The 21,223-nt window shown below is 68.6% G+C and carries 20 protein-coding genes and 1 pseudogene; 12 read left to right on the forward strand and 9 right to left on the reverse strand.

Annotation, left to right across the window (positions count from 1 at the left end; all coding sequences use genetic code 11):
* The first annotated feature begins 7 nt into the window (after positions 1-7).
* The gene (locus ACFV2S_RS30305) at positions 8-586 is read left to right on the forward strand and encodes a hypothetical protein (RefSeq protein WP_385565963.1); all 579 of its coding nucleotides are present in this window, start codon (positions 8-10) and stop codon (positions 584-586) included.
* 861 nt (positions 587-1,447) lie between these two features.
* On the opposite strand, the gene ACFV2S_RS30310 is transcribed toward ACFV2S_RS30305, so the two are convergent.
* From ACFV2S_RS30310 to ACFV2S_RS30330, 5 genes are all read right to left on the reverse strand, one after another.
* The gene (locus tag ACFV2S_RS30310) at positions 1,448-2,332 is read right to left on the reverse strand and encodes an SMI1/KNR4 family protein (protein ID WP_385565967.1); all 885 of its coding nucleotides are present in this window, start codon (positions 2,330-2,332) and stop codon (positions 1,448-1,450) included.
* Positions 2,333-2,593: 261 nt separating this feature from the next.
* A complete protein-coding gene (locus ACFV2S_RS30315; protein ID WP_385565970.1) occupies positions 2,594-3,091 on the reverse strand; it encodes a hypothetical protein in 498 nt (165 codons plus the stop codon).
* A 216-nt stretch (positions 3,092-3,307) separates the two neighbouring features.
* Positions 3,308-4,177: an aminoglycoside phosphotransferase family protein gene (locus ACFV2S_RS30320; protein ID WP_385565973.1), complete on the reverse strand. Its 870-nt coding sequence runs from the start codon at positions 4,175-4,177 to the stop codon at positions 3,308-3,310.
* Between the two features lie 365 nt (positions 4,178-4,542).
* Positions 4,543-4,980: a hypothetical protein gene (locus ACFV2S_RS30325; protein ID WP_385565976.1), complete on the reverse strand. Its 438-nt coding sequence runs from the start codon at positions 4,978-4,980 to the stop codon at positions 4,543-4,545.
* 399 nt (positions 4,981-5,379) lie between these two features.
* Complete coding sequence (locus ACFV2S_RS30330; protein ID WP_385565980.1) at positions 5,380-6,027, reverse strand: DUF6461 domain-containing protein; 648 nt, start codon at positions 6,025-6,027, stop codon at positions 5,380-5,382.
* A 617-nt stretch (positions 6,028-6,644) separates the two neighbouring features.
* Here ACFV2S_RS30330 and ACFV2S_RS30335 point away from each other — a divergent pair.
* Entirely contained in the window at positions 6,645-8,447 is a 1,803-nt protein-coding gene (locus ACFV2S_RS30335; protein ID WP_385565984.1) for a protein kinase, read from the forward strand.
* 359 nt (positions 8,448-8,806) lie between these two features.
* Here ACFV2S_RS30335 and ACFV2S_RS30340 read toward each other — a convergent pair whose 3' ends face one another.
* Positions 8,807-9,574: a hypothetical protein gene (locus ACFV2S_RS30340; RefSeq protein ID WP_385565988.1), complete on the reverse strand. Its 768-nt coding sequence runs from the start codon at positions 9,572-9,574 to the stop codon at positions 8,807-8,809.
* Between the two features lie 236 nt (positions 9,575-9,810).
* Between ACFV2S_RS30340 and ACFV2S_RS30345 the strand changes: the two genes are divergently transcribed.
* Positions 9,811-10,335, forward strand: coding sequence for a hypothetical protein (locus ACFV2S_RS30345; protein WP_385565992.1), 525 nt, complete (start codon positions 9,811-9,813; stop codon positions 10,333-10,335).
* Between the two features lie 727 nt (positions 10,336-11,062).
* Here the strand turns inward: ACFV2S_RS30345 and ACFV2S_RS30350 are convergent.
* Positions 11,063-11,485, reverse strand: coding sequence for a MerR family transcriptional regulator (locus ACFV2S_RS30350; protein WP_385565995.1), 423 nt, complete (start codon positions 11,483-11,485; stop codon positions 11,063-11,065).
* A 55-nt stretch (positions 11,486-11,540) separates the two neighbouring features.
* On the opposite strand from ACFV2S_RS30350, the gene ACFV2S_RS30355 reads away from it, so the two are divergent.
* The 3 genes from ACFV2S_RS30355 (at position 11,541) to ACFV2S_RS30365 (ending at position 14,694) form a co-directional block, all read left to right on the forward strand.
* Positions 11,541-12,509: an oxidoreductase gene (locus ACFV2S_RS30355; protein ID WP_385565998.1), complete on the forward strand. Its 969-nt coding sequence runs from the start codon at positions 11,541-11,543 to the stop codon at positions 12,507-12,509.
* A 334-nt stretch (positions 12,510-12,843) separates the two neighbouring features.
* The gene (locus tag ACFV2S_RS30360) at positions 12,844-13,965 is read left to right on the forward strand and encodes an NADAR family protein (protein WP_385566003.1); all 1,122 of its coding nucleotides are present in this window, start codon (positions 12,844-12,846) and stop codon (positions 13,963-13,965) included.
* An 87-nt stretch (positions 13,966-14,052) separates the two neighbouring features.
* The gene (locus ACFV2S_RS30365) at positions 14,053-14,694 is read left to right on the forward strand and encodes a hypothetical protein (RefSeq protein ID WP_385566006.1); all 642 of its coding nucleotides are present in this window, start codon (positions 14,053-14,055) and stop codon (positions 14,692-14,694) included.
* A 323-nt stretch (positions 14,695-15,017) separates the two neighbouring features.
* On the opposite strand, the gene ACFV2S_RS30370 is transcribed toward ACFV2S_RS30365, so the two are convergent.
* A complete protein-coding gene (locus ACFV2S_RS30370; protein WP_385566009.1) occupies positions 15,018-15,158 on the reverse strand; it encodes a hypothetical protein in 141 nt (46 codons plus the stop codon).
* A 384-nt stretch (positions 15,159-15,542) separates the two neighbouring features.
* Here ACFV2S_RS30370 and ACFV2S_RS30375 point away from each other — a divergent pair, with 384 nt between their 5' ends.
* From ACFV2S_RS30375 to ACFV2S_RS30395, 5 genes and pseudogenes are all read left to right on the forward strand, one after another.
* Positions 15,543-16,112 (forward strand): MFS transporter, encoded by a 570-nt coding sequence (locus ACFV2S_RS30375; RefSeq protein WP_385566013.1) that lies wholly within the window; start codon positions 15,543-15,545, stop codon positions 16,110-16,112.
* Positions 16,103-17,041 (forward strand): MFS transporter, encoded by a 939-nt coding sequence (locus ACFV2S_RS30380; protein WP_385566018.1) that lies wholly within the window; start codon positions 16,103-16,105, stop codon positions 17,039-17,041. Before ACFV2S_RS30375 ends, ACFV2S_RS30380 begins: the two co-directional genes overlap by 10 nt.
* A gap of 77 nt (positions 17,042-17,118) precedes the next feature.
* Positions 17,119-18,189, forward strand: coding sequence for a MerR family transcriptional regulator (locus ACFV2S_RS30385; protein WP_385566068.1), 1,071 nt, complete (start codon positions 17,119-17,121; stop codon positions 18,187-18,189).
* 22 nt (positions 18,190-18,211) lie between these two features.
* Entirely contained in the window at positions 18,212-18,721 is a 510-nt protein-coding gene (locus ACFV2S_RS30390; RefSeq protein ID WP_385566022.1) for a hypothetical protein, read from the forward strand.
* A pseudogene (locus ACFV2S_RS30395) lies at positions 18,718-19,418 on the forward strand (integrase core domain-containing protein). The gene ACFV2S_RS30390 and the pseudogene ACFV2S_RS30395 overlap by 4 nt, the downstream one beginning before the upstream one ends.
* A 143-nt stretch (positions 19,419-19,561) precedes the next feature.
* On the opposite strand, the gene ACFV2S_RS30400 reads toward ACFV2S_RS30395, so the two are convergent.
* Positions 19,562-20,554, reverse strand: coding sequence for a GlxA family transcriptional regulator (locus ACFV2S_RS30400; protein WP_385566025.1), 993 nt, complete (start codon positions 20,552-20,554; stop codon positions 19,562-19,564).
* A 52-nt stretch (positions 20,555-20,606) separates the two neighbouring features.
* Between ACFV2S_RS30400 and ACFV2S_RS30405 the strand changes: the two genes are divergently transcribed.
* Positions 20,607-21,002, forward strand: coding sequence for a cupin domain-containing protein (locus ACFV2S_RS30405; protein ID WP_385566028.1), 396 nt, complete (start codon positions 20,607-20,609; stop codon positions 21,000-21,002).
* The last annotated feature ends 221 nt before the right edge of the window (positions 21,003-21,223 follow it).

A 21,223-nucleotide genomic window follows, 5' to 3' on the forward strand; every position in this document is an offset into this window, starting at 1 on the left:
TGCGGTCATGGGCATCTATCTGGTGAGTGTCACCGCCGAGGACTGGTCACAACCCGGGGAGGACGGGTACGGGGACGTCGCCGCCGCACTGAACACCGAGCTGGCGCGGCGCGGGCTGCCCCCTTACGAGCTGCGGGAGGTCGCAGGGGAGGCGCCGGGCTGGTTCGAGGAGAAGGTCAGCCCGTCCATGGACGGCTTCGTGGCGCTGTGCAGGACGCGGCTGACCGACGCGGAGCTGTCGGCCCTCCTCGACTGGAGTGTGCTGGTTCCCTTCGCGTTGGAGGAAGAGATCGTGCTCCCCGTCGGCACCGCGTACTCCGGCGAAGAGACAGTGGTCGCCGGGGCCCCGCGCGTGGTCGCCCTGGCCGAGCGGCTCGCCGACGCCGTCGAACTGCCCGTGGACGCGATACCGGCGGGCGAGAACCTCACACTGAGTCTGTGGTTCCTGGAGGGCGCGGCGGAGCAGACCGCCCGGGCACGGCCAGGACCGTGGGCCGAGGACCGGGACGCGGCCTTCTACGTGGCTCTCTACCTGCGCGCCGCGCAGTACTCCCTACGGCACGGCTGCCCCATGACCTACTCCTGACCCGCCCCGGGCCGAGGACCAGGAGCCTTGTCCGCCCCCCCCCCACCCGAACCCGTGCCTTAAACGACGGACTGGAGGCCGCAGCGGTCGCCGCCCGTTCGCACCGCATGGTCCGGTGGAGGTGCGGCGAGTGCCCCAGCGCATTGCGGGCCGAGGTGTTCCACCGCGTCCGCGGCATGAGACATGCTTCTCCTGATCCGGCCGGGTGCGCTACCAGGCCCTGTCGAGCGAGAGCCCCGAGGCGGCCTGCAGTCCGGCCGCTTCCATCGGCGCACCGGCCGCGTCCATCCAGCTGTCGTCGCTGCCAGTCTCGAAGACGGGAACGGTGAAGAACCGCAGCGCCCGTACCGATTGGCTCTCCGGTGCACCGGCGGCAGCGTCCGCGGGCCGCTCAGCGGCCGTCACCGCCCATCTGCCAGGCCCCCGCCGCCGCTCGGTCCGCACGGCGGGCCACCCGCAGGAGCGCTACCGGCCGCCGACCCCATCTCGGCGCCCGGACCCCCGCCACCAGCAGATGCAACTGAGTCATCTGAGGGGAGCCCGCCGCGGCCGTACCGGACTCCAGCCACACACCCAGCACTGTCGCCGCAGGCCCCTCAACCCTCCCCCGGCAGCGTCCTCGGAAGCTCCGTCGGCAACGGACCCGAACCACAGCGGGACATGCAACGGCGGCAGGTCCACCGGCACGCAGGCCGAGCGGTCCACGGCGACCAGAGGAGCCGCGGGACGGGCACCGAGCGCCGACCACACCCATCCGCATGAAGAATCCGCGCCGTGCACCCAGAGACATCACACGCAAGCCAGTGCCGCTGGCCGGTGCTGTCTTCGCGGTCGAAGCCACCTCTCCCCCACGGCCGCGAGCTACGCGTCCTCGTCCGTGGCGGTGTCCCACGTCGGTAGACATCTTCCGTCCGCACTCGTGATCTGGAGCACCTCACACCCCATGAGCTGCGCAGCGGCGCAGAGACGCTGCCAGACCTGTTCGCTGTGTTCGGGCGGGAAGCCGATGCGAATCTGGTGGGGGCGAGACGCGTCGTACGTGAGCAGCCAGTCGGTGTCGACCGTAGCGAGGTGGTCCTGTCCCGTCTCGTCGTTTGTGGAGCGCCATGATCCCCGGTCAGTGGTGGGGGCCAAAGCCTCGCGCAGTCGCCGCAGCCGCTCGGGGTGGGCATGGAGGCCTTCGGATAGTTGCAGGCACCGATGGATGCGAGGGCGGAAGGCGTTGAACCACGGCGCCAGGCCCGGTTCCATATCCATGAGGAGACGGGACCTGACATGGCTGCCTGCCCAGCCTTCGATGAAAGCTGCCGCTCCCATGGGATGGGTTTCGTACCAGCCCTCGTTGCTCCACACCACGACAGGCCAGTCGTCAGGGGACCCACGGGTGAGCCAGCAGAGGCGGTCGGCATCCATCGTGGTGCCCCAGACGAGCAACCCGCCAGGATCCGGGTACAGCGGATACGGGTAGCGATCGCGATCCCGTTCGGGTGATCCCGTGAAGCGTGCGCTCTGCCACTCGATGCCGTTGTACTCGCTCGTACCGAACGGTGTCCGGAGGTAGAGAAAATCACAGAACTCCCCCCACCCGTAGGTCTCGACAAGCCGTCTGTAATCACCGGGAAGCCGCGTGCCGATCGTCATCTCCGCAGCGGTCCAGTCTCCGCGAGCGTCCACGGGTTCGGCAGGCGGCAGCACGAGCTCGACCAGCCGACCGCAGTCGGCTGGTCCTGCCTTTGAATCAGCCATGAGGGAAGCGTATGCACCACCCCAAGAAACCCGGGCAAGATCTTCCCGGCCGGGGTACTTCTCGAGCGGCCGGTGCGCATCGCGGTGGCCGAGGTCGGCGCTCAGGGCCACGCAGTGGCGGACGAGTAGGACGCCGACGCGTCCGGCCATCAGCCGATTCTTCAGTCTGACGCGTGTGATGTGGCCTTACCTGCAACCGGAGTTGTGAAACGGTGGTGTTCCTCTGGGCCGTCAGCCGCCAGGGCGGGGGCGACCGAAGTTCTAGTCGGGAACTCCCGGCATGCCCCACCAGGCGTTCCTTTCCTGGATGTGAGCCCTCGGGCACGCCTTGCGCCACACCGTGACGGCCGGAGGGCGGCCTGCGCGCCCGAACAGGACCAACTTCCCGTTCAGGCGCAGACGCAGCTTCGCCGTGTCGACGACGTTGTCGCGGATGATGAGCACCCGGGCCACGTGGTGCGGGTCGTGTTCGGTAGTCCGTCCGCCGACCTGCCGGAGACGAAGCCTGGTGAGGCCATCGGTCTCTGTGACAACGATGTGGATCTCGACCAGGCGGTGCCGGTCCCACAGCCGGTACGCGATCTCCATGAGGACGTACGCCGCAGTCGCCCAAGCCGCCCACGTGGCCCCGGCAGAGGCCCACAGCACCAAGACGAACAGGCCCGCACCGACGGCCGTCACCGCCGTACGCCGCAGCCGCGGAACGAACGCCGTCCCCTTGTCCGCCGCGTCCCAGAGCAGTTCCTCGCCGTTGGCCATCCCGCCATTCTCGGTTCCGCGCGACGCCTCTGAGAACCTTGCGAACCCATTCCGGGTTCCGGCACAGCGGGCCCGCTCTTCAACCCGGGACCTTCGGGCTATTCCTCGCCCGAACGGTGCCACCGGCACGCGGTGACAAGCGGGGTCATCTTCCCCGGCGCCGTCAATGCTGCCTCCCTTGCCCTCCAGTTCCGCACATGAGTGGCTGGACTGGTTCTATCCGATGAGGGCCGCGGTGATCTGGCGGGTGGTCTGCGCCGTGACATGCGGGTTGACGCCGGCGTTGTGGGTGTAGGCGTTGAGGCCCGTCGCGAGCGCCCAGCCGCGCCCCCGGAGCCACGTCGCGTCGTCCACGCCCAGCGCGGCGCGGAAGGTGGCCCGGCTCCCGGCCGACATCAGAGTGAAGGCGATCATCAGGTCGCAGGCCGGGTCGCCGATGCCCAGCCCGCCGAAGTCGATGACCGCGCTGAGTCGGCCGTCGACGGTCAGCAGGTTTCCGGTGTGGAAGTCGCCGTGGACCCAGACCTCAGGCCCCTCCCATCCCGGGGCGCTGACCGCCGCGTCCCACAGCTCGGTCATCGCCGCGGCGTCGAACGCCCCGTCGTCCCCCGCGATGGCCGTCCGCGTCGCCCGATCCCGTGCTACCAGCGGACGCACTGCGAGATCCTCACGGACGCACGGATCGGGAGACTCCTTGTGCTCGAACCGCTGAAGAGCGCGCAGGAACCCGGCCAGTTCGACGGCCGCCTCGGCCGAATCGGCCAGTGCCTGAACGGTGGCCACCGTCCCCTCCAGCCAACGGGACACCGCCCAGGGCCACGGATAGCCGAAGCCGGGCTCCCCCACCCCCACCACCACCGGTACAGCCAGGGGCAGGTGCGGGGCGAGGCGGGGCAGCCACTCCGACTCCTTCCGGGCCTGGCCGATCGCGCCCGCATGCCGGGGCAGGCGCACGGACAATTGGCCGCCCAGCCGGTAGATCACATGATCTGAGCCGGCAGGGTCCACCAGCTCCAGAGGCAGACCGGCCCACCGTGGAAACTGCGTGTCGACCAGTCGCCTGACCAGCACCGCATCGATCACCACGGAGGCCTCCGCACTCCCCTGAACAGCCAAGGAACAACTCCCCGAATCGGCCCGTCCCCTACGGCGAGCGGTCCAGCCCATCACACTGCGCCGCACACCGGCCCGTCGACCGATTTACCCCACCGCCGGCCTCGGTCGAGGTGCTCGGTCGGGATACTCGTGCCCCAGTGCGAAGGGGGTTGTGACCGAGGCTCTCCACAGCACCGGTGCGGGGCAGGCCGGTGAGTACGCGTGGTGCATCCAGCCGACCCACCTCGCACTCCACCGACGCCGGTTGTCTCGCTCCTGCTGGGCTGGTGAAGGGACGTAGATTGCCAGGGCGGCCACTGTCGCGGCGCCGAGGCTCTGGAGGACGTACGCAGTGGTCAGGTCCCCTGGGGCTTGCTGTCGGTCGTCCAGGTCCACGGCTTCGGCGTAGGTGCTGGGCCCTCGATGGCGCTGCGGAACTTGTCCTTCAGGCTCTTCGGCGGCGCTTCCTTCTCTTCCCGCGTGTGCAGGAGCCGGGCCGTGGTCACCCGTATGTGGCATGCGCGGTGACGCTGCTGCACCAGCACGATCCACGCACCGTCCTGAGTGAGCAGCGCATGACGGGCAGGTTCGTCTCCCGGGCGGGCATGCCGGGCTATGAGGCCTGGTACGTGATGGAGTGCCGCGTCCTCGGCGGCCGCGGCCGCCTCCGCCTGGTCCGGGCCGATGAGGTGTGTGCCTGTGAGCATCCACCGATGAAGCTTGAGGTCCGTACCGTCGGCCCGTTCGGTGGTTCGGGTGTCCTCCTCGATGAGGACGTACCAGTCAGCGGTCATAGCCGGACCCTACCGCCGGCAGGACTCCGGTCTCCCTGCCTAGACGATCACGGAACCGAGCGGTCGGTTCCTGCGCCGGCGTGGAACCGTGGTGCCCTGGCTCGTCACAGGCTGCGGCAGGCCGCGTCGTCCTCGGGATCGCGCAGCGGCTTCCCGGTGGTGGCGTTGGTTTGGGCACACGTACCCGCTGCGCACGCCGGGTCCTCTGCCCGTTTTACGGGAGTCTTTTTGCGCGTCCGCACAGGTGTCGGTGCTACCGAGTCGGCGCTGTGGCTGCGTAGGTGGAAACCAGGAACGGTTGTCGATGTGTTCTGGGAACGCGTGAGGGTCGACCGCCCGTCACATGTCGGCGAGAAGCGAGAACACCCCCCTGGTCGCTTCTTTTCACGTGGCTCTGGGCTACGCCGGTTCCAGCAGGACCGCCGACAGGGTGCCGCTCACGATCGGGCCTTTCGGCAACGAGAGCCCGAAGAACTCCTCGACGATGCCCAGTGCGGTGCGGTGCACCTCCCTTTTGTCCCGCTCCGGGTCCGGGAGGCCGGCAGCGGTCAGCAGCTGCTGCAGGCGGGCGGCCGTCGCGGGCTCGCCGTCGACTCCCTGGTAGCCCCACGAGACATCCAGGTGCAGGTTGCAGGCACTCAGCAGGCGGCCGTCGTGGAAGTACTCGAACTGCGGCGGGACCGGCTTGCCGTTCTCCTCCTCGTACTCCAGGAGGCAGACATGCGCACCGTCGCGCGAGACAGGCGTCAGGGGCCCGAACTCTCCTGGCCAGCCGCCATACGCGACCGCGTACGTCCAACCGCCAGCGCGTCCGAGGCGCAGGCCGATGCCGTCGAAGGAATCGCCATAGGTGTTGTCCATGAGGTCCAGAAGGGAGTCTCCGGTGTGCTCCCCGACCGCCACGACAATGTGCTCGGCCTCGTACAGAAGGGTCGCGGCAAGGCGGTCGGCAAGCTCCTCCGGCGACAGCCCGCGGGCGAGCACCACGTGGTAGCCCCCGAAGGCGATGGATTGTGGAGCAGCAAGCCAGGTCGTTCCATCCGTCATGACCGCCATCCTGACCGCTGCCTCTGACAACCCGCGCATCGGTCCCCGCGGCTCGAACGTCGCCGTTGTGCGCAGCGCACCAGTGGCACCGAAGCAAGCATCCACGCGTTCTCGGAACTCAGCGACACCGCTCTCGTGTCGCATCAGGCGATCTCGTCACTGAGCAACAGACGTTCTTGGATCACACCAACAAAGCCAGCGCTGCCTTGCCGGTCCGGTCCGAGGTCTCCTTGGCAGGAGGTAGAAGGAGCGCCACGCGCTGGGGGCTTCCTGTCTGTGGGTGGAATCGGCACCGGCGACCCGGCCGTGCCGACGGGTGCCCTCGTACAAGGTTGGGGTCCCTCGCCGTGCTGGAGGTGCGTCCTGTGCCTGTGGGCCGTGTGGCCGCCAGTGCGCTCTCTTCGGGTCGGCGGTATTTCTCGGTCCTCTGGCATCGTCGCGGCCAATCGACCGCCGCGCCCAGGTTGACCGGCCCGTCGGCGCCGGACCGGACCGGACTCTCGTAGGGTCGCGGCAAACACCCCCCGAAGACCGGCAGGGTCGTCCAGGAGAGCAAAGGGGGCGCCATCTGCCGCCCGCTCTGCAGCGTGTCAGCGGCGCCGCGTAGGCTCCCGCCCATGAACGACGGGGACCCCGGCAGACGGGTTATCGACGGCCGCTTCGAGCTCCAGACACGGCTCGGCGGCGGCGGGATGGGCACGGTGTGGCGTGCGAGGGACATCGTGCTCAACCGGGCCGTGGCTCTGAAAGAGGTGCGCCCGCCCGACCCGGGGCTCGCCGAGTACGACCCGCAGGCGGCTCGTATGCTGCGCGACCGGGTGCTGCGCGAGGCGCAGGCGCTCGCCCGGGTCGACCACCCCGGTGTCGTGACCATCCACCACATCGTGGACGCGGGCGAAGACACCTACCCCTGGCTCGTCATGGAACTGGTGACCGGCGGCTCGCTCGCGGACCAGCTGGCGAACGGGCCGATGGAACCCGTCGCCGCGGCCAGGCTCGGACGCGAACTGCTCGCCGCGCTGCGTGCCGCGCACGACGTCGGCATCCAGCACCGGGACGTGAAGCCGGCCAACGTACTGCTGCGGCCCGACGGCCGTCCTGTACTCACCGACTTCGGTATCGCCGCCATCCGCGAGTCGACCGCACTGACCGCGACCGGCTCCATCATCGGAACCCCCGACTACATGGCACCCGAGCGGATCTCCGGCGACGAGGGCGGCCCCGCGTCCGACCTGTGGTCACTCGCGATGCTGCTGTACGTCGCCGTGGAAGGCGCGCACCCGCTGCGCAGGGGATCCACGCTGGCCACACTCGCAGCGGTCCTCAGCGAGCCACTGCCGCCGCCACGACGGGCGGGAGTACTCACAGCAGCGCTGTCCGCCGTACTCGTCAAGGACCCGACCGCGCGGCCCGACGCCGCCGCTCTCGACGCGCTCCTCGCCACGGCCGCCCAAGGGACACCCCTTGGCACGGACCCGGGTACCCACACGTCCACCTCCTACCACCTCGCCCCGCCCGCAACGGCGACCCCACCCGTATCGGCGACCCCGCCCGTGCCTGGCTTCGGCCCGGCGACGCCGTGGCCGTCCGACGGAACGCCCCACCCCACCGCCGCTCCGACGTCCTATCCGGCCGGGCCCACCGCCCACCCCGCGCCGGGCCGGGACCCGTGGGACGACGTGCCGCGGACCGCTCCTCACGGGCCGCACGCGCGCGGGCACGACGCCGAACAGGCCCGGCGTCGTACCCGCGGGATCGCCATCGGCTCCTCCGTCACCGCAACCGTGCTGGCCGGCCTCCTCGCCTGGAATCTCGTCCCCGGGCTCGGCGGCACCAAGGACCAGGGCGCCCAGTCCCCCGGCCCGACCACGTCCGGCTCCCGCACCCACACACCCAGCGTCTCGAAAACGCCAGACACGCCTGCGAACACAGGTGACGACCTCGGACAGCCGGCGGCGCAGAACCTGCTGACCCCGGACGGCATCCGCACGGCACTGAAGGCACTGAAGGCAGCCACGGGCACCGACCAGGTGTGCGACCTCTCCGTCTACCCCGAGCACGTCTCGGCCCAGGTCATGGTCAAGGGCAGCAAGAGCCGCTACGACAGCTGGACCTACCGCCCCGGCGACGGAGCCGAGAAGGGGATCATCAGCGGCAGCGTCGGCCCCATGGACAGCCCGTTCAGCATGGACGAGTTCGACTGGGACGTCCTTCCCGCCCTGCTGAAACGCGCGGACAAGGAACTGAACGTCAAGGACATCTCGACGCGGTATCTGCTCGTCACAGGCGACGACCCCACCTTCGGGGACCCGAAACACATGTCCGTCTACGTCTCGAACGCCTACAGCCAGAGCGGCCGCATCGAAGCCGACCCCGCGGGCAAAGTCACCAAGGTGATGCCCAACGAGGCGAAAGACTGACCTGGCGCCCGTGGTGTTCACGCGCAGCAGCGGCTAGGCAGTGGGCTCGTACCGTGCACGTGGACAGGGTCCGCTGGCACGATGCCAGGCCGACATAGGCCGGTTTGAAGGCCATGCGCCACACCAGCCGGTCCGCCTGTCTCCGAACCTGTTGCGTGAACGACGGGGCGGGAGCCGCCGTCACTTCCGAGGCGCTGAACCCCACCAAGGGATTCAGCGACTCCCCGGGCGTCGCTCTCGTCCGGGCCGTCACCCCACGAGCAGGGTCCAGACCGATCGGGCGCGGAAGAGAAGGTGGTTCCCGGCCGGGCGGGGAGCGGGGGACGGACGAGCGGCTGGAAGTCCGGCCGTCCGTCCCTCTACTCCGCCGCTGTTGGCTCGCCAGACCGGGTGAAGCGGACCCAGCGGCAGCTCCAGTCGTCTTCCGCGTAGGACCGTGCCGGACCCTGAATCTCTTCCTCGGACATATACCGTCCTCGCGTTCCTTCGTGCCATCCACAGGTGACGCGATACGTGCCGGGCTCGACCCACAGCACCGTACCGAGACCCCGCTGGCCGTCCAGGTGGAGCTGGACAGGTGGGTTGAGCCGGGCCAGGGCCTGGATCGAAGCCTCTCTTTCCTGCGCTGTCGCGTACGAGCCGGTCTCGTCAGCATTCACCGCCGCCCCGACGACAACGACCTTCCCGCTACGCAGCGTCAGCCGCCCCACCTCCAGTTCCCCGCCCACCGCCCGGGCAGCATGCCGACGCGGCGCATCCGTCCCGCCCGCGGGGATCCACGAACGCATGATCAGAAAGCCATCGCCGCCAGCAGCACCCCTCCGGCTCCGGGCACAGGCGATCTCCGCGATGCCGTCGCCGTCCATCTCCCAGATGAGGCCCGCATGCTCCCCATGGCTGCCGAACCGCACCAACACGGCCTCGAGGTCATCGTCGTCCCGGTGGATCGCCGACCAGGCACGGGCGTAGTCGCAGGCAGGATCCAGTTCGAAGTCGGCGTCGTACACCGCTCCGCCCCAGTCAGAGAAACCCTCGACATCGCAGACGAGCAGCGAACCACCCAGGGAACCAACCCTGACGGACTCCCATATGTACCGAACCTGCGCCCTGGAATCTTCGGTGCTCACAGCAGCTGCTACCAATCAACGACGGAGTCAAGACAGGGACATTCCCAGTGTCAGTCACGAAAGGCCTTGCAAAGGGTGGCTCTGTTGACGAGAACGGCGTTCTGGCCCAGATCTTGGGGAGCGGTCGCGGAGTGTCGCGGGGCAACAGCAGGAGTTAGGTCGGTCCGCAGGGCGGTTTGCCGGGACAGTCGAAAATTCGGGGCGCTCTCTCGAGCCGTGCTGGCATCGTATGAACCATGGCAGCGATGGACGGCACATCCGAATCTGACAACCCTGTCCGCAGCGCCTATCCGCCGTTGGTGGAGGCAGCGTGGCTGTACCGGGCGGATCAGGTGTGTCCGGAAGACCTGCCGATGACCGCTGCCCAGGCACTCGCAAGGGGAATCGACACGCCGGCCCTGTGCGAGCTCGCCGGCCTGCCGCGCCATGCGGACCCCCGGGACATCCGCGACACATTCGAGCTGGCTCTCGAAGAATTGGGGATCGTTCTGCCCGATCAGCACCTAGCCCGGCGATACGCGCTACACAGGCTGGCCACCCGGTTCACCGCCGGAGAGGTGGATCTCGCCGAGTTGGCATCGGAAAAGTGGTCGGAGACGGAGGGAGGGACCGCCGAGGAGCAAGCCTTCGTAGCGCTACTCCCGACATGCGCGTGCTGCATCGAGTACACGCTAGGACTCGACGAGGCGGCATGGGAAACGCAACTGCAGATCGCAGCCTCCGCCTTGGCATCGCACCTCACTGTCGGGCCGCACTTCTGAGGAGTGGGGTCAGAAGACGTTTCCGGCGCACCATCTGGGGTCGCAACCCAGGAGGGTCACTGAAGCAGGATCGTCTTGCGGAGGAGTTCACATTCGGCTCGGCCGTAGAGCTGTCTCTTGAACTTCTTGATGCGGTTGACGGCCCCCCTCGAAGCTGCCGGAGCTCCAGTCGAGGACGTGCCCGGCGGCCGTGTCCAGTTCGATACAGCGGGCCAGGACCTCCTTCTACTCGGCCCGACCTTCCTCGCTCACGGTCGCAGCGTGGCGAGCGAACCAGCCCGCCACCTACCGCGCCGACGGCGCCCGCGGCCGTGCGGCGGGCGGAGCCCGGCTCAAGGTGCCCTGCCCAGGCCTTGCCACGGAGGAAACCGGTCGGCGGACCTGCCGAGCGCCGGGGGCGTCGCGCCGGGTGCCCTCGGCGTAGGAGCCCGCCCGGTCCTGGCAGATCATCTCCACGCGAGGGTGGCGGATCAACCAGGCGGCCAGCTGAGTTGCCAGCCGGGCGCCGGCCCGCCCGGCCAGATCGAGCCCCACTCGCTCCAGGGCGCGGTTGAGCCGAGTCGTGAAACGTGTGTACGGGGCAGCCAGTCGGGAGAACGGCTCGGCGAACGTCCGACGCGGGCAGTCCGCCGCCCGCAGAGATGCCGCTCTTCGCCTTCGGGACTGGGCGAAGGACAGTCAGCACTGTGCTGCACCTCGCTGGGCACAGGGGGGTGCGCCGTCGGGCTCAGGTGGTCGGAGCCCAGAGGCCCTCGGCCTCGCCGCGGGCGAGGTGTTCGGCGTAGACCGCGACCTTCCAGGTGATGACGGACCGGCACTCCTGCAGCGTCTCGATCTGCGCGTCGACGCGCTGCCGATGGGCATCGAGGAGCTGCAACCGTTCCGCCTCGTTGCCGTGACCGTGCCGCACGAGCTCCGCGAACCGCCTGAGTTCAGCCAACGACATGCCGGATTCGCGCAGCTTGACGCAGATCAGGAGCCACTCGACATCGGCGGCGGTGTAACGGCGGCGACCGCCGCCCGTGCGCTGGACCGGTCCGACCAGCAGGTTCTCCCGCTCGTAGAAGCGCAGCGCATGCACGCTGAGTCCGGTCCTCCCCGCCACCTCGCCGATGCTCAACGGCGCCGCGGGAGTCTCGCTGGTTGCCATGTACCGGAGTCTAGGACTTGATCTAGACCTCGCTCCAGCTCGTAGCGTCGATGTCATGACCACCACTGATCAGCGGCCGCTCGGCTCGCCCTTCTCCGCCACCAGCACCGCCCAGGACGTCACCGTCGGCCTCGACCTCTCCGGCATCGACGCCGTCGTGACCGGCGGCTACTCCGGACTCGGCCTGCAAACCACCCGCGCCCTGACCGACGTCGGCGCCCGTGTCTACGTCCCCGCACGCCGCCCCGACGTCGCCCGGACCACCCTCGCCGACATCAAGAACTGCCAGATCATCCCCATGGACCTGGCAGACCTCGACAGCGTGCGGAGCACCGCCGCACAGCTGCGGGAATCCCTGACCAAGATCGACCTGCTCATGGCAGTCGCCGGGGTCATGGCCACCCCCGAACGACACGTAGGGCCAGGCTGGGAGAGCCAGCTCGCCGCCAACCACTTCGGCCACTTCACCCTCGCCTGCGAGCTCCACCCTCTCCTGGCCGCCGCCGACGGCGCCCGGGTCGTGGTCAACAGCTCCGCCGGCCACACCCTGACCGACATACGCTGGCACGACCCTCACTTCCGTACCGGCTACGACAAATGGCTGGCCTACGGCCAGGCCAAGACCGCCAACGCCCTCTTCGCCGTCCACCTCGACACCCTCGGGCGCGGCGACGGCATCAGCGCGTTCGCACTCCACCCCGGCAAAATCATCACCGCACTGCAGCGAGAGATGACGCTCCAGGAACAGATCGACCGCGGCTGGGTGGACGAATACGGCACGTTGACCGCCACCGACTTCAAAACCCCCGCACAGGGCGCCGCCACCGGCCTTTGGGCCGCCACATCCCCCCTCCTCGACGGCCTCGGCGGTCTCTACCTCGAAAACTGCGACGTCGCCGGCATCTCCACTCCCGAAACCTCCATGGACGACGGGGGCGTCCGCGCCTACGCCATCAACCCGGAAGCAGCCGCACGACTGTGGGACCTGACCCTCACCGCGACCGGCGCCACACCCATCCCCTGATACCCCCGCGCCTCCCCGCAACGGGCATCCTGCTCGCGCGACCGTGGCCCCTTCATCGACACACCGACTTTGTCGAGCCGGCAGTGAGTACTGGTCCGACTTCTGTGGAACGGTGACGCTCAATGCTGTTGGACAGCTCTGTGATGGTGATGTGCCTCTAGGACCATCGGTGTCTCGGCGTAACAGCCGTGACCCGTCTCAACGTACTTTGACGAGTTTCAACGAACTTTGACTGCCGGATCCAGCGCCCGACGATGTCTGTGGCGTGGAGACGCCGGAGGCCACCCTGAGGAAACTCACGACCTGCCCGCAGCCACTGCGACACAATCCCAGGATGATCGGAAACCGGATCACCCATCGCACAGCGGACGGCGTCCGCATACCCGGAACCTGGCGTCACGCCTTCATCCGTAACGGCGGCCACTACTTCCTCACCGACCTCTTCATCTACGGCGACGGACTCATCGACTGCTGGGGCCTGGTCACCATCGAGGAGTTCGAGGAGAAGCTGCGCACTGGCTGGGTAGCCACATCCTTCCCCGAGGGCGGCGAAGTCTCCGCACACGAGCTGGCGGACTGGAAGTTCAGCGAGCCGGAGAGCTGGCTCACGCCCGAGCTGCTGGTCGACGAAGTCCGCGACACCATCGACCAGCTGAACGGGCGGCCCGACTCGACCGGCCGCTGCCTGGCCGCCGTCGATGTCTTCCTCTCCGATCGCACCGAGGAGAACCGGGCTGCGGCCCGGACCGCGTTCCTAGCCGTCCCGGAGACGCAGCGCCGCTACGCGCTGGGCGACATGGACAGCAAGGACTGGCCGCTGCGGGTACTGGTGGCAGGGCCCGGCGGGAGGACCTACCTGCCGTTCGATGAAACGGTCACGCAGGAGGACTACAACAGCGCCCTCGCATACTTCGAGGAACGGGCCCGCTGGAGGGCCGAGCGGTCCACCCATGTCCCCGCGGACGGACCGGAGACGCCGCAGGCCCCGGCCCTCCAGCTCTACCACTCGTATCCGAACAAGCCGGTAGAGGACCCTGGAAAGCTCGGCCTGCGCCACGACTACCCCGCCCCGATCACGGTCGCAGACAGCGACTACCCCTCCGTCGCCCACGCCTACTGGGCTTTGTCGGTCACCGCGCCCGAGACCCGGCACGCCATCACGACGGCGGAATCCGCCGCCGCGGCGCGCACGCTCGCGACCGAGGCCCCACGCCGTGAGGGCTGGGAACACGCCCGAACAGCCGTCATGACGAGCCTGCTGCGCGCCAAGTACGACCAGCACCCAAAGCTGGCCAAGATCCTCCTGGGCACGGACGATGCCACCCTGATCTACGACGACATGAACTCGACGTTCTGGGGCGACAACGCCGGCCGGGGCCGCAACTGGGCAGGGCGTCTCCTCGAACTCGTCCGCTCCGAACTGCAGGCGCGGCAAGCAGGCATCCCCGGGGTATGACTGGGCCAGGTACGTGACCTCATTGAGCCAGTCAATTTCGGTGAGACTGGTCCTTCGATGAGACGGGTCAAGCCGATAATGACGGTCATGGCAGATCGCAGTCCGGTGCTCCGGATCATTACCTCGGCGGCACGGGAGTCCCTGAAGCCACTCGGCCTGGCCCAGCGCGGGCGGTCGCGGTTGTGGATTGATGATCACGGGTGGTGGCTCGGGGTTGTGGAGTTCACCCCGCCACGGATAGCCGGCAGCGGTCTGTACGTCGGCGCCATGTGGCTGTGGCACGACGTGGACCACCTGGCCTTCCATGTAGACGCAGTCCGGATCGGCTCAGAGCTGTTTCGCACCGAGGAACAGTTCACCCCAGTGGCACTCGAACTCAGTCGGAAGGCGGCTGCGAACGTGACCGCGCTGAGAGAGAAGTTCCCGGCACTGCCGGACATCGCCCAGTACCTGACGTCGAGACCGGTGCGGCGGGGCTACTTCTGGGACAGCTTCGACTCCGGGATCGCGGCCGCTCTGACCGGGGACCCTCACCTGGCCCGCGATCACTTCGAGCGAGTCCTTCAAGAGGACGCGCTGGCCCCGTGGATGGTCGACGCCCAGGAGAAGACGCGTGAGCTTCACACGATCGCGGCAGACCACGACGCCGTGACCGCCTGGGTCACGCGGGCCGTCAACTCATGCCGGAGCAAACTGGGCCTGACTCCGGTGCCCAGCGAGATCAGCTGAACGGACCCGCTCGTCGACCCACAGAACCGCGATAGGCAAGAAACACTCGCTTCCGTAGCAAGCCGGAAGCGGCTCGGCCCGGTTGAAGATCTGACGCCCGGTTGCTCTGATCCGGTTCACGAGGCCTTCAACGACGCCGGAACTCTACGACAACGTAAGACCGGCGGCGGTGACCACAGCAACGTCACGCTTGAGAGCATTGACGAAAATGCGGAAACAGGACACGTCGCCGGCGCCCGCCACCTTGATCCACAGCGGGAGCCGGTCACCCTGGAACCGGGCGAACACCATCCCCAACCCATCAGCGCACCCGCTGACGGCCTCTACTCCGGGACAGTCGGCGAGGACGGACTCAACTGCGGGCACTCGCTCTCCGGCAGGATCTCCTGGTTCGTCTCGTACACGGGCTGGCCCGGCAGGTCGAACGAGAACCGCAGGTGGCCGCTCCCCTGTGCCGCGTCCACTGCGCCCGCCAACGCCAGGACCAAGCACGCCGCCGCATTGTCCACCCGTGCGCGAGGGACCACCGAACGACGGCGACCACGCCGCGAGCACTCTCTGTATCCGGGAGGCTCACTGTCTGAACATGCGCCGCAGCCGGTCCAGGAGCCGACTACAGCGCGCGGTGCGTCTGCGCTCCACCAGGAAGGGCATGCGGACCGCTCGTGGGCCGGCCCTGGGAGAGTCCAGCGCGGTCGGCCCCTGGACCGGCTTCGACGCCCGCATCACGGGAAGTGGCCATCGCGGCTGGACTGGCACCGCCCCGTACGCGAGCGACCGTTCACGGCGTGCCCTCGGGGCAGCCTGAGCGCATTCTGAAAGAGGGAAATCACGGAACGGGAGCCCCGATGGCCGCGCGCACGGACAGATCTGCAGTCGGGCGAGTGTTCTCCCGGCGAGACAAGGCGGTCATCGCGGCGGCGTCCTTGTCGATGCTGCTCGTACAGATGGACTGGTTCGCGCTCAATCTGATGCTGCCGGTGATCTCGCGTGACTTCGGCGAACCCTCGACCGACCTGCAGTGGCTGGTCAGCGGATACATGCTCGCCCTCGGCGCCCTGATGATCATCGGAGGGCGCGTGGCCGACGTCCACGGCCGACGGACGGTTCTCGTGGTGGGGCTGAGCGGGTTCGCTGCGGTGTCCGTCCTGTGCAGCGCCGCTCAGAACGCGGGCTGGCTCGTCGCCGGCCGCGTGGCGCAGGGAGCCAGCGCCGCGTTGATCTTCCCGGTGGCCGTCGCGGTCGTCACCGCCTACTTCCGTGACGGGCGGCAGGCGCGGGCGGTCGGCACCGTGCTGGCGTTCAGTGCCGTCGGCACAGCCCTCGGCCCCTTCGTGGGAGGTGTCTTCGCCAACAAGTCAGCTGGCGGGCGGTCTTTCTGCTCAACGTTCCTCTGTGCGCCGTTGCCGTGTTTCTGATGCTGCGATTCGTCGACGACACGCGCGACCTTCATGCGAGTCGGCGACTGGACGTCCCGGGAGCCCTGACCATCGCGGGCGGACTCACCGCACTCATGCTCGCCGTCGACCAGGGGGCCCGGTGGGGGTGGCGCTCGCCGGTCACCATCACCATGTTCCTCGTCGGGATCGCGCTCCTCGCCGGTTTCCTCGTCATCGAACGACGGGCGTCGGAACCACTCCTGGATCTCTCCCTGCTGCACAACCGCCCCTTCGTGACCGTCACGCTCGCCGGCTCCGTGTCGAACATCGTGTACTGCCTCGTCGCGGTCCTGTCCGCGCTCTACCTCCAGCAGGCTCGCGGTCTCTCGCCTCTGGACGCGGGGCTGATCTTCCTCGCACTGTCCGTCGGTGCCGGCGGCGCGAGCTACTGGTCCGGGCACCTCGCCGAACGCCGGCGCCCAGAAGCCCTCATGGCTGCCGGCATGGTGCTCAGCGGGGTGAGCCTGATGGTTCTCACCTGGGCGGAACCTCTCGCCCTGTACACGACGGTCTTCGTCGTGGTGGGCGTCGGGGTGGGGCTCGGATGGGCGCTGACCAACACCGCGACCCAGTCGTACGTACCCACCGGGCGGCTCGCGGCCGCCTCGGGCCTCGTCCTGACCTCCCTGGTCCTGCTCGGCGGAGTCGCGGTGGCCGTCGCCGCGACCGTGCTTGAGGCGATCAGCGGATCCGCGCAGTCGGCCGCGTCCGACGGCCCCGCCATCCAGACGGTACTGCGGGCCGCGGCGATCCTGGCATTGGCGGGTGCGATCCCCCTCGTGCCCCTGGCCCGAGCCCACTCGGAGCCCCCACCAGACGAACGCCCACGGAGGACCGCTACGGGCGTCCGCCGCCCGGCCAGTTCCAACCTGCGCGGTCAGGATGAAGCCCCGGGTGACGGTGCCTAGCTGTTGCTGGCCATGAGGTTGGTGTCGCTGCTCGTCGGTGTTGACCTTCGACTTGGTTGAAGCTTGATGATGGCGCGGTGCCAAATGATGAGCTGATGCCGATCGGGGCCTTCGCCCAACGCAGTGGCCTGACCTCCAGCGCCCTGCGGTTCTATGCCGACTCCGGGCTGCTGCCTCCTGCCGAAGTCGACCCGGTCTCGGGCTACCGCCACTACAGCACTGACCAGGTGGCTCGGGCGACCGTGCTGCGTCAGCTTCGCGAGCTCGCTATGCCCCTGGCCGCTGTCGAGGTTGTACTTGGTTCCGGGGCCGACGAGGCTTCCCGGCTACTCGATGAGCATGTCGCAAAGGTCGTTGGGAATGCAGCGGCCGTGCAGCAGAAGGCTGCTGTCATCAAGTCCGCGCTCGGCAATGCGCCAGGTCTTCCCCTTGCGGCGGTGAAGGGTCCCGTGCTGGCTGACGCGGTCGAGCAGGTCCTGACCTCGGCCGCGCATGAGCCCGGGATGCCAGCACTCGCCGGTCTGCGCATCGAGGCAAGTCCTGAGGCAGTCACCCTGACCGCGACGGACCGATACCGGCTCTCCACCCGCACCCTGGTGCCGGCTGAACCGCCCAGCCAGACGTGGGCCGGCACGGTCAATGGCGACGAGCTGCGGGCTGCGGTCGCGGCGAGCCGCCGCAGCCCGCTGGTCCGACTGGAAGCGGTCTCGAACGGGATCTGGTTCCGCGTGGCCGACCGAGAGGACCGGCACTGCCGGTTGCTGCCCGAGGAGTTTCCCGACTACGGGCTGATGCTCGCGTCACTGGGCGAGGTCACGACTCGCGCGACGGTCTCGAAGGATCTGCTCCTGCGAGCCCTGGAAGAACACCCCGGCGAGCGCATCGGGCTGCATGTCGCTGACCACGGAGTGAGCGTCATGTCAGCGGACATCGGACACCCCGACACCCCGCTCCCGGCCACCGCGGCGGGCCAGGCCCTCCAGATCTGGTTCGAGCTGACCACGCTCTATCCCGCCGTGAGCACGGCGATCGGCCCCGACGTACTGCTCGACCTACGGGGACACGACCAGCCCGTCACGATCCGATCCGCCGACCGCGGCGATCTCACCACGCTGGCCATGCCCATCAAGTCCGACCACTCCGCCTGAGAAAGACGACGAGGAACAGTCCATGACCACCGCACCCGCCAGCCCCGACCCGACCATGGAAGCAATAGGCCACGCCGTCGCCGAGGGGCACGCCGGTGACAGCGCCTCCGCCCGCCGGAAACTGCTGGGCCTGTGGTCCGCGATCGGTGTCACCGGTGATCCGCTGCACCGCTGCTCGCTCGCCCACTACCTGGCAGATCTCTACGAGGATCCCGCCCAGGCCCTCGCCTGGGACATCCGGGCCCTGGACGCTGCCGACGCCGTGACGGAGCAGCGCGTCCAGGAGCACCATGCAGGCCTCCACATCGCTGGTTTCTATCCCTCCCTGCATCTCAACCTCGCTGACAACTACCGCCGGCTCGGCTCCTTCGAAGCCGCCACCGAGCACATCAACGCGGCCAAGACGCACGCACCGGGCCTTCCTCAGAATCCCTACGGTGACCTTCTTCGCGGTGCCATCCAAGAGGTTGCTGAGGCCATCGCCGGGCGGGACCGATCACGGCGAGCCTCTGCGCCTGGTTCCGGCGCGTGACGCACAGGAATGCACCCCTCACCGTGGAGGGCCGCGTCGCCTCGTCGAACGATGCCGTACGAGGCCCATCGCCCACGTTGCAGCCGAGATGGGGATCTCCCGGTCATGTGCATCGAAATGGGGTCAACCGATACCGGCGACACGGCGAACTCGGGTTTGAGGACCGCTCCTCCGCACCTCACCATCAGCCCACCGCGACACCGTCCGAGATCCTCGACCTCACAGAAGAACTGCGGCGCACCCACAAGTGGTCCGCCGCCAGGATCGACTTCGAGCTGTCCCAGACCGGCACGCCAACCGGCCGAAGGACCGTGAGCGGGCACCTGGCCGAGATCGGCCTCAACCGACGCCGATTCATCGACCCCGACGGTCAAGCCAACCGACAGCCGCGGAGAATCCACGCCCGACGGCCCGGCCACATGACCCACATCGATGTGAAGCTCTCCTCGGCGCCGGACACCAACGCATCGCCCCATACACCCCACGGCACAACGGCGAGGTCGAGCGATACAACCGCATCCTGGCCGAGGAGTTCCTCTACGCCCGGAACAAGACATCGGAGGCCCACCGCACCCGACTCCTGGGCCGATGGAATGTCCCCTACAACCACCACCGACCCCACACCGCGATCGGAAGCCAACCACCGGCAGCACGGCTACCAGCCGGCGTCACCAACGTCATGACCTCCTACACCTAGCGCTCGGAGGCAGGGAGGACCGCCGGGATGCGGGGCCCGGAGGGAACGGGCTGTGGACGGGGGCGGCCCGCCGACAAGCTTGCTCGCCCCGGCGATGGCACACGATGAAACACACCTGGTTCGTCGGCAGCGGATGCCCGCCGTCAGTTCGCCTGCGGCCCGAACCGGCGCTTGTACACCGACGGTGTGATGCCGGTCTCGCGGCGCATCAGCGTGCGCAGATTGGCAGCGGTGCCGAGCCCGCTGCGCCGCGCGACTACCTCGAAGCGGGCTTCACCCCGCTCGATCAGCCGGCACGCCAGAGCAAGCCGTTCCCCTGTCAGCCACGCCAGCGGCGTCGTGCCCATTTGTGCCTGGAAGCGGCGATGCAGCGTCGCCGGACTGACCGCCGCACGCGCCGCGAGGTCGGAGACGCTGAGCGGTGAGTCCAGCCGTTCCTGGGCCCAGGCCAGGACAGGCGCCAAGGACTCGTCCGGCAGGTCGGGCATGGGACGCTCCACGAACTGCCGCTGTCCACCGTCCCGGTGTGCCGCGAACACAAGCCGCCGGCTCACAGAGTTGGCGACCTCCGCGCCGTAGTCGCGACGGACCACGTGCAGCCCGAGATCGAGCGCAGCTGCACTGCCTGCCGCGGTGAGGATGTCGCCGTCGTCCACGAACAGCACGTCTTCTTCGAGCTGGACAGAGGGGAAGCGGGCCCGGAAGGAATCCGCCCACTGCCAGTGCGCGGTGGCCCGGCGCCCGTCGAGGACTCCGGCCTCGGCCAGCGTGAAGGCTCCGCTGCAGAAGCCGACCAGGCGCGCACCACGGGCGTGTGCCCGGCGAACGGCATCGAGCACGGCAGGACGGCGGGGCACGTCGATGTCCGGACGGTTGGGGACGATCAAGGTGTCCGCCGTCTCGGCCGCTTCCAGATCGGCAACTCCCGTGAGTGTGAAGAACCCGTCTCGCATCAAGGTGCGGGGCTCGGGGGAACAGAGCCTGAAGTCGTAGAGATCACGGCCGATCTCCGGTCTGCGCAGACCGAAGACCTCGGTCGCGCAGCCGAGCTCGAAGGGGTTCGAGTTCTCGTCCACGATCACGACGACCCGGTGTACGCCCGCCGCGCGAGCTGCATGCGAGGATTCTTTCGACATGTGCAATTCCTAGCACTCCCGGCGGCCACGTGAAACGGCTCAGGATGAGCACATGAGCAGCGAACCCATCTCCCTCAGCAAGGCTCTGGCCTCGTTCGATGCCTTGTGGAGCCCCCGCATCGTCACGCGCGTCAACGACTACGACGTCCGCATAGCCAAGGTCGAGGGCGACCACATCTGGCACGTGCACGACGACACCGACGAGTTCTTCCTGGTGCTCGACGGCGAGCTGTGCATCTCCCTACGCGAGCCCGAGGGGGAGCGCACGGTCCGGCTCCCCCGAGGAGCGGTCTACACCGTCCCCCGAGGCACAGAGCACAGGCCGTACGCTCCGTCAGGCGCCGCAATCCTCATGTTCGAGCCCACCGGGACATCGACCGTGGGCGATCGCCACGACGAGATCCCGGAGCACGTCGACGCAACAACCGGACACGCGCTCAGCACCTGACCCGGCAGGCTTCGCACACACCACGCCACGCCACTGCCATGGCGTCATCGGGCGAGGTCTCGGGCACCGGTCACCCGCCATCCACCCGGACGGCGTCCCGAACGCCCCCGCGCCCGCCGTACACGTCCCCACCACTCAACCCGTCCCCCAGCACTTCCCGGCGATAGGACAAGGGCACCCAAGTGAGCCGGGCAGAGGCCCGGTGGCGATGGTGGCCTTCA

The sequence above is a fragment of the Streptomyces sp. NPDC059695 genome, from assembly GCF_042733785.1.
Classification (GTDB): Bacteria; Actinomycetota; Actinomycetes; order Streptomycetales; family Streptomycetaceae; genus Streptomyces.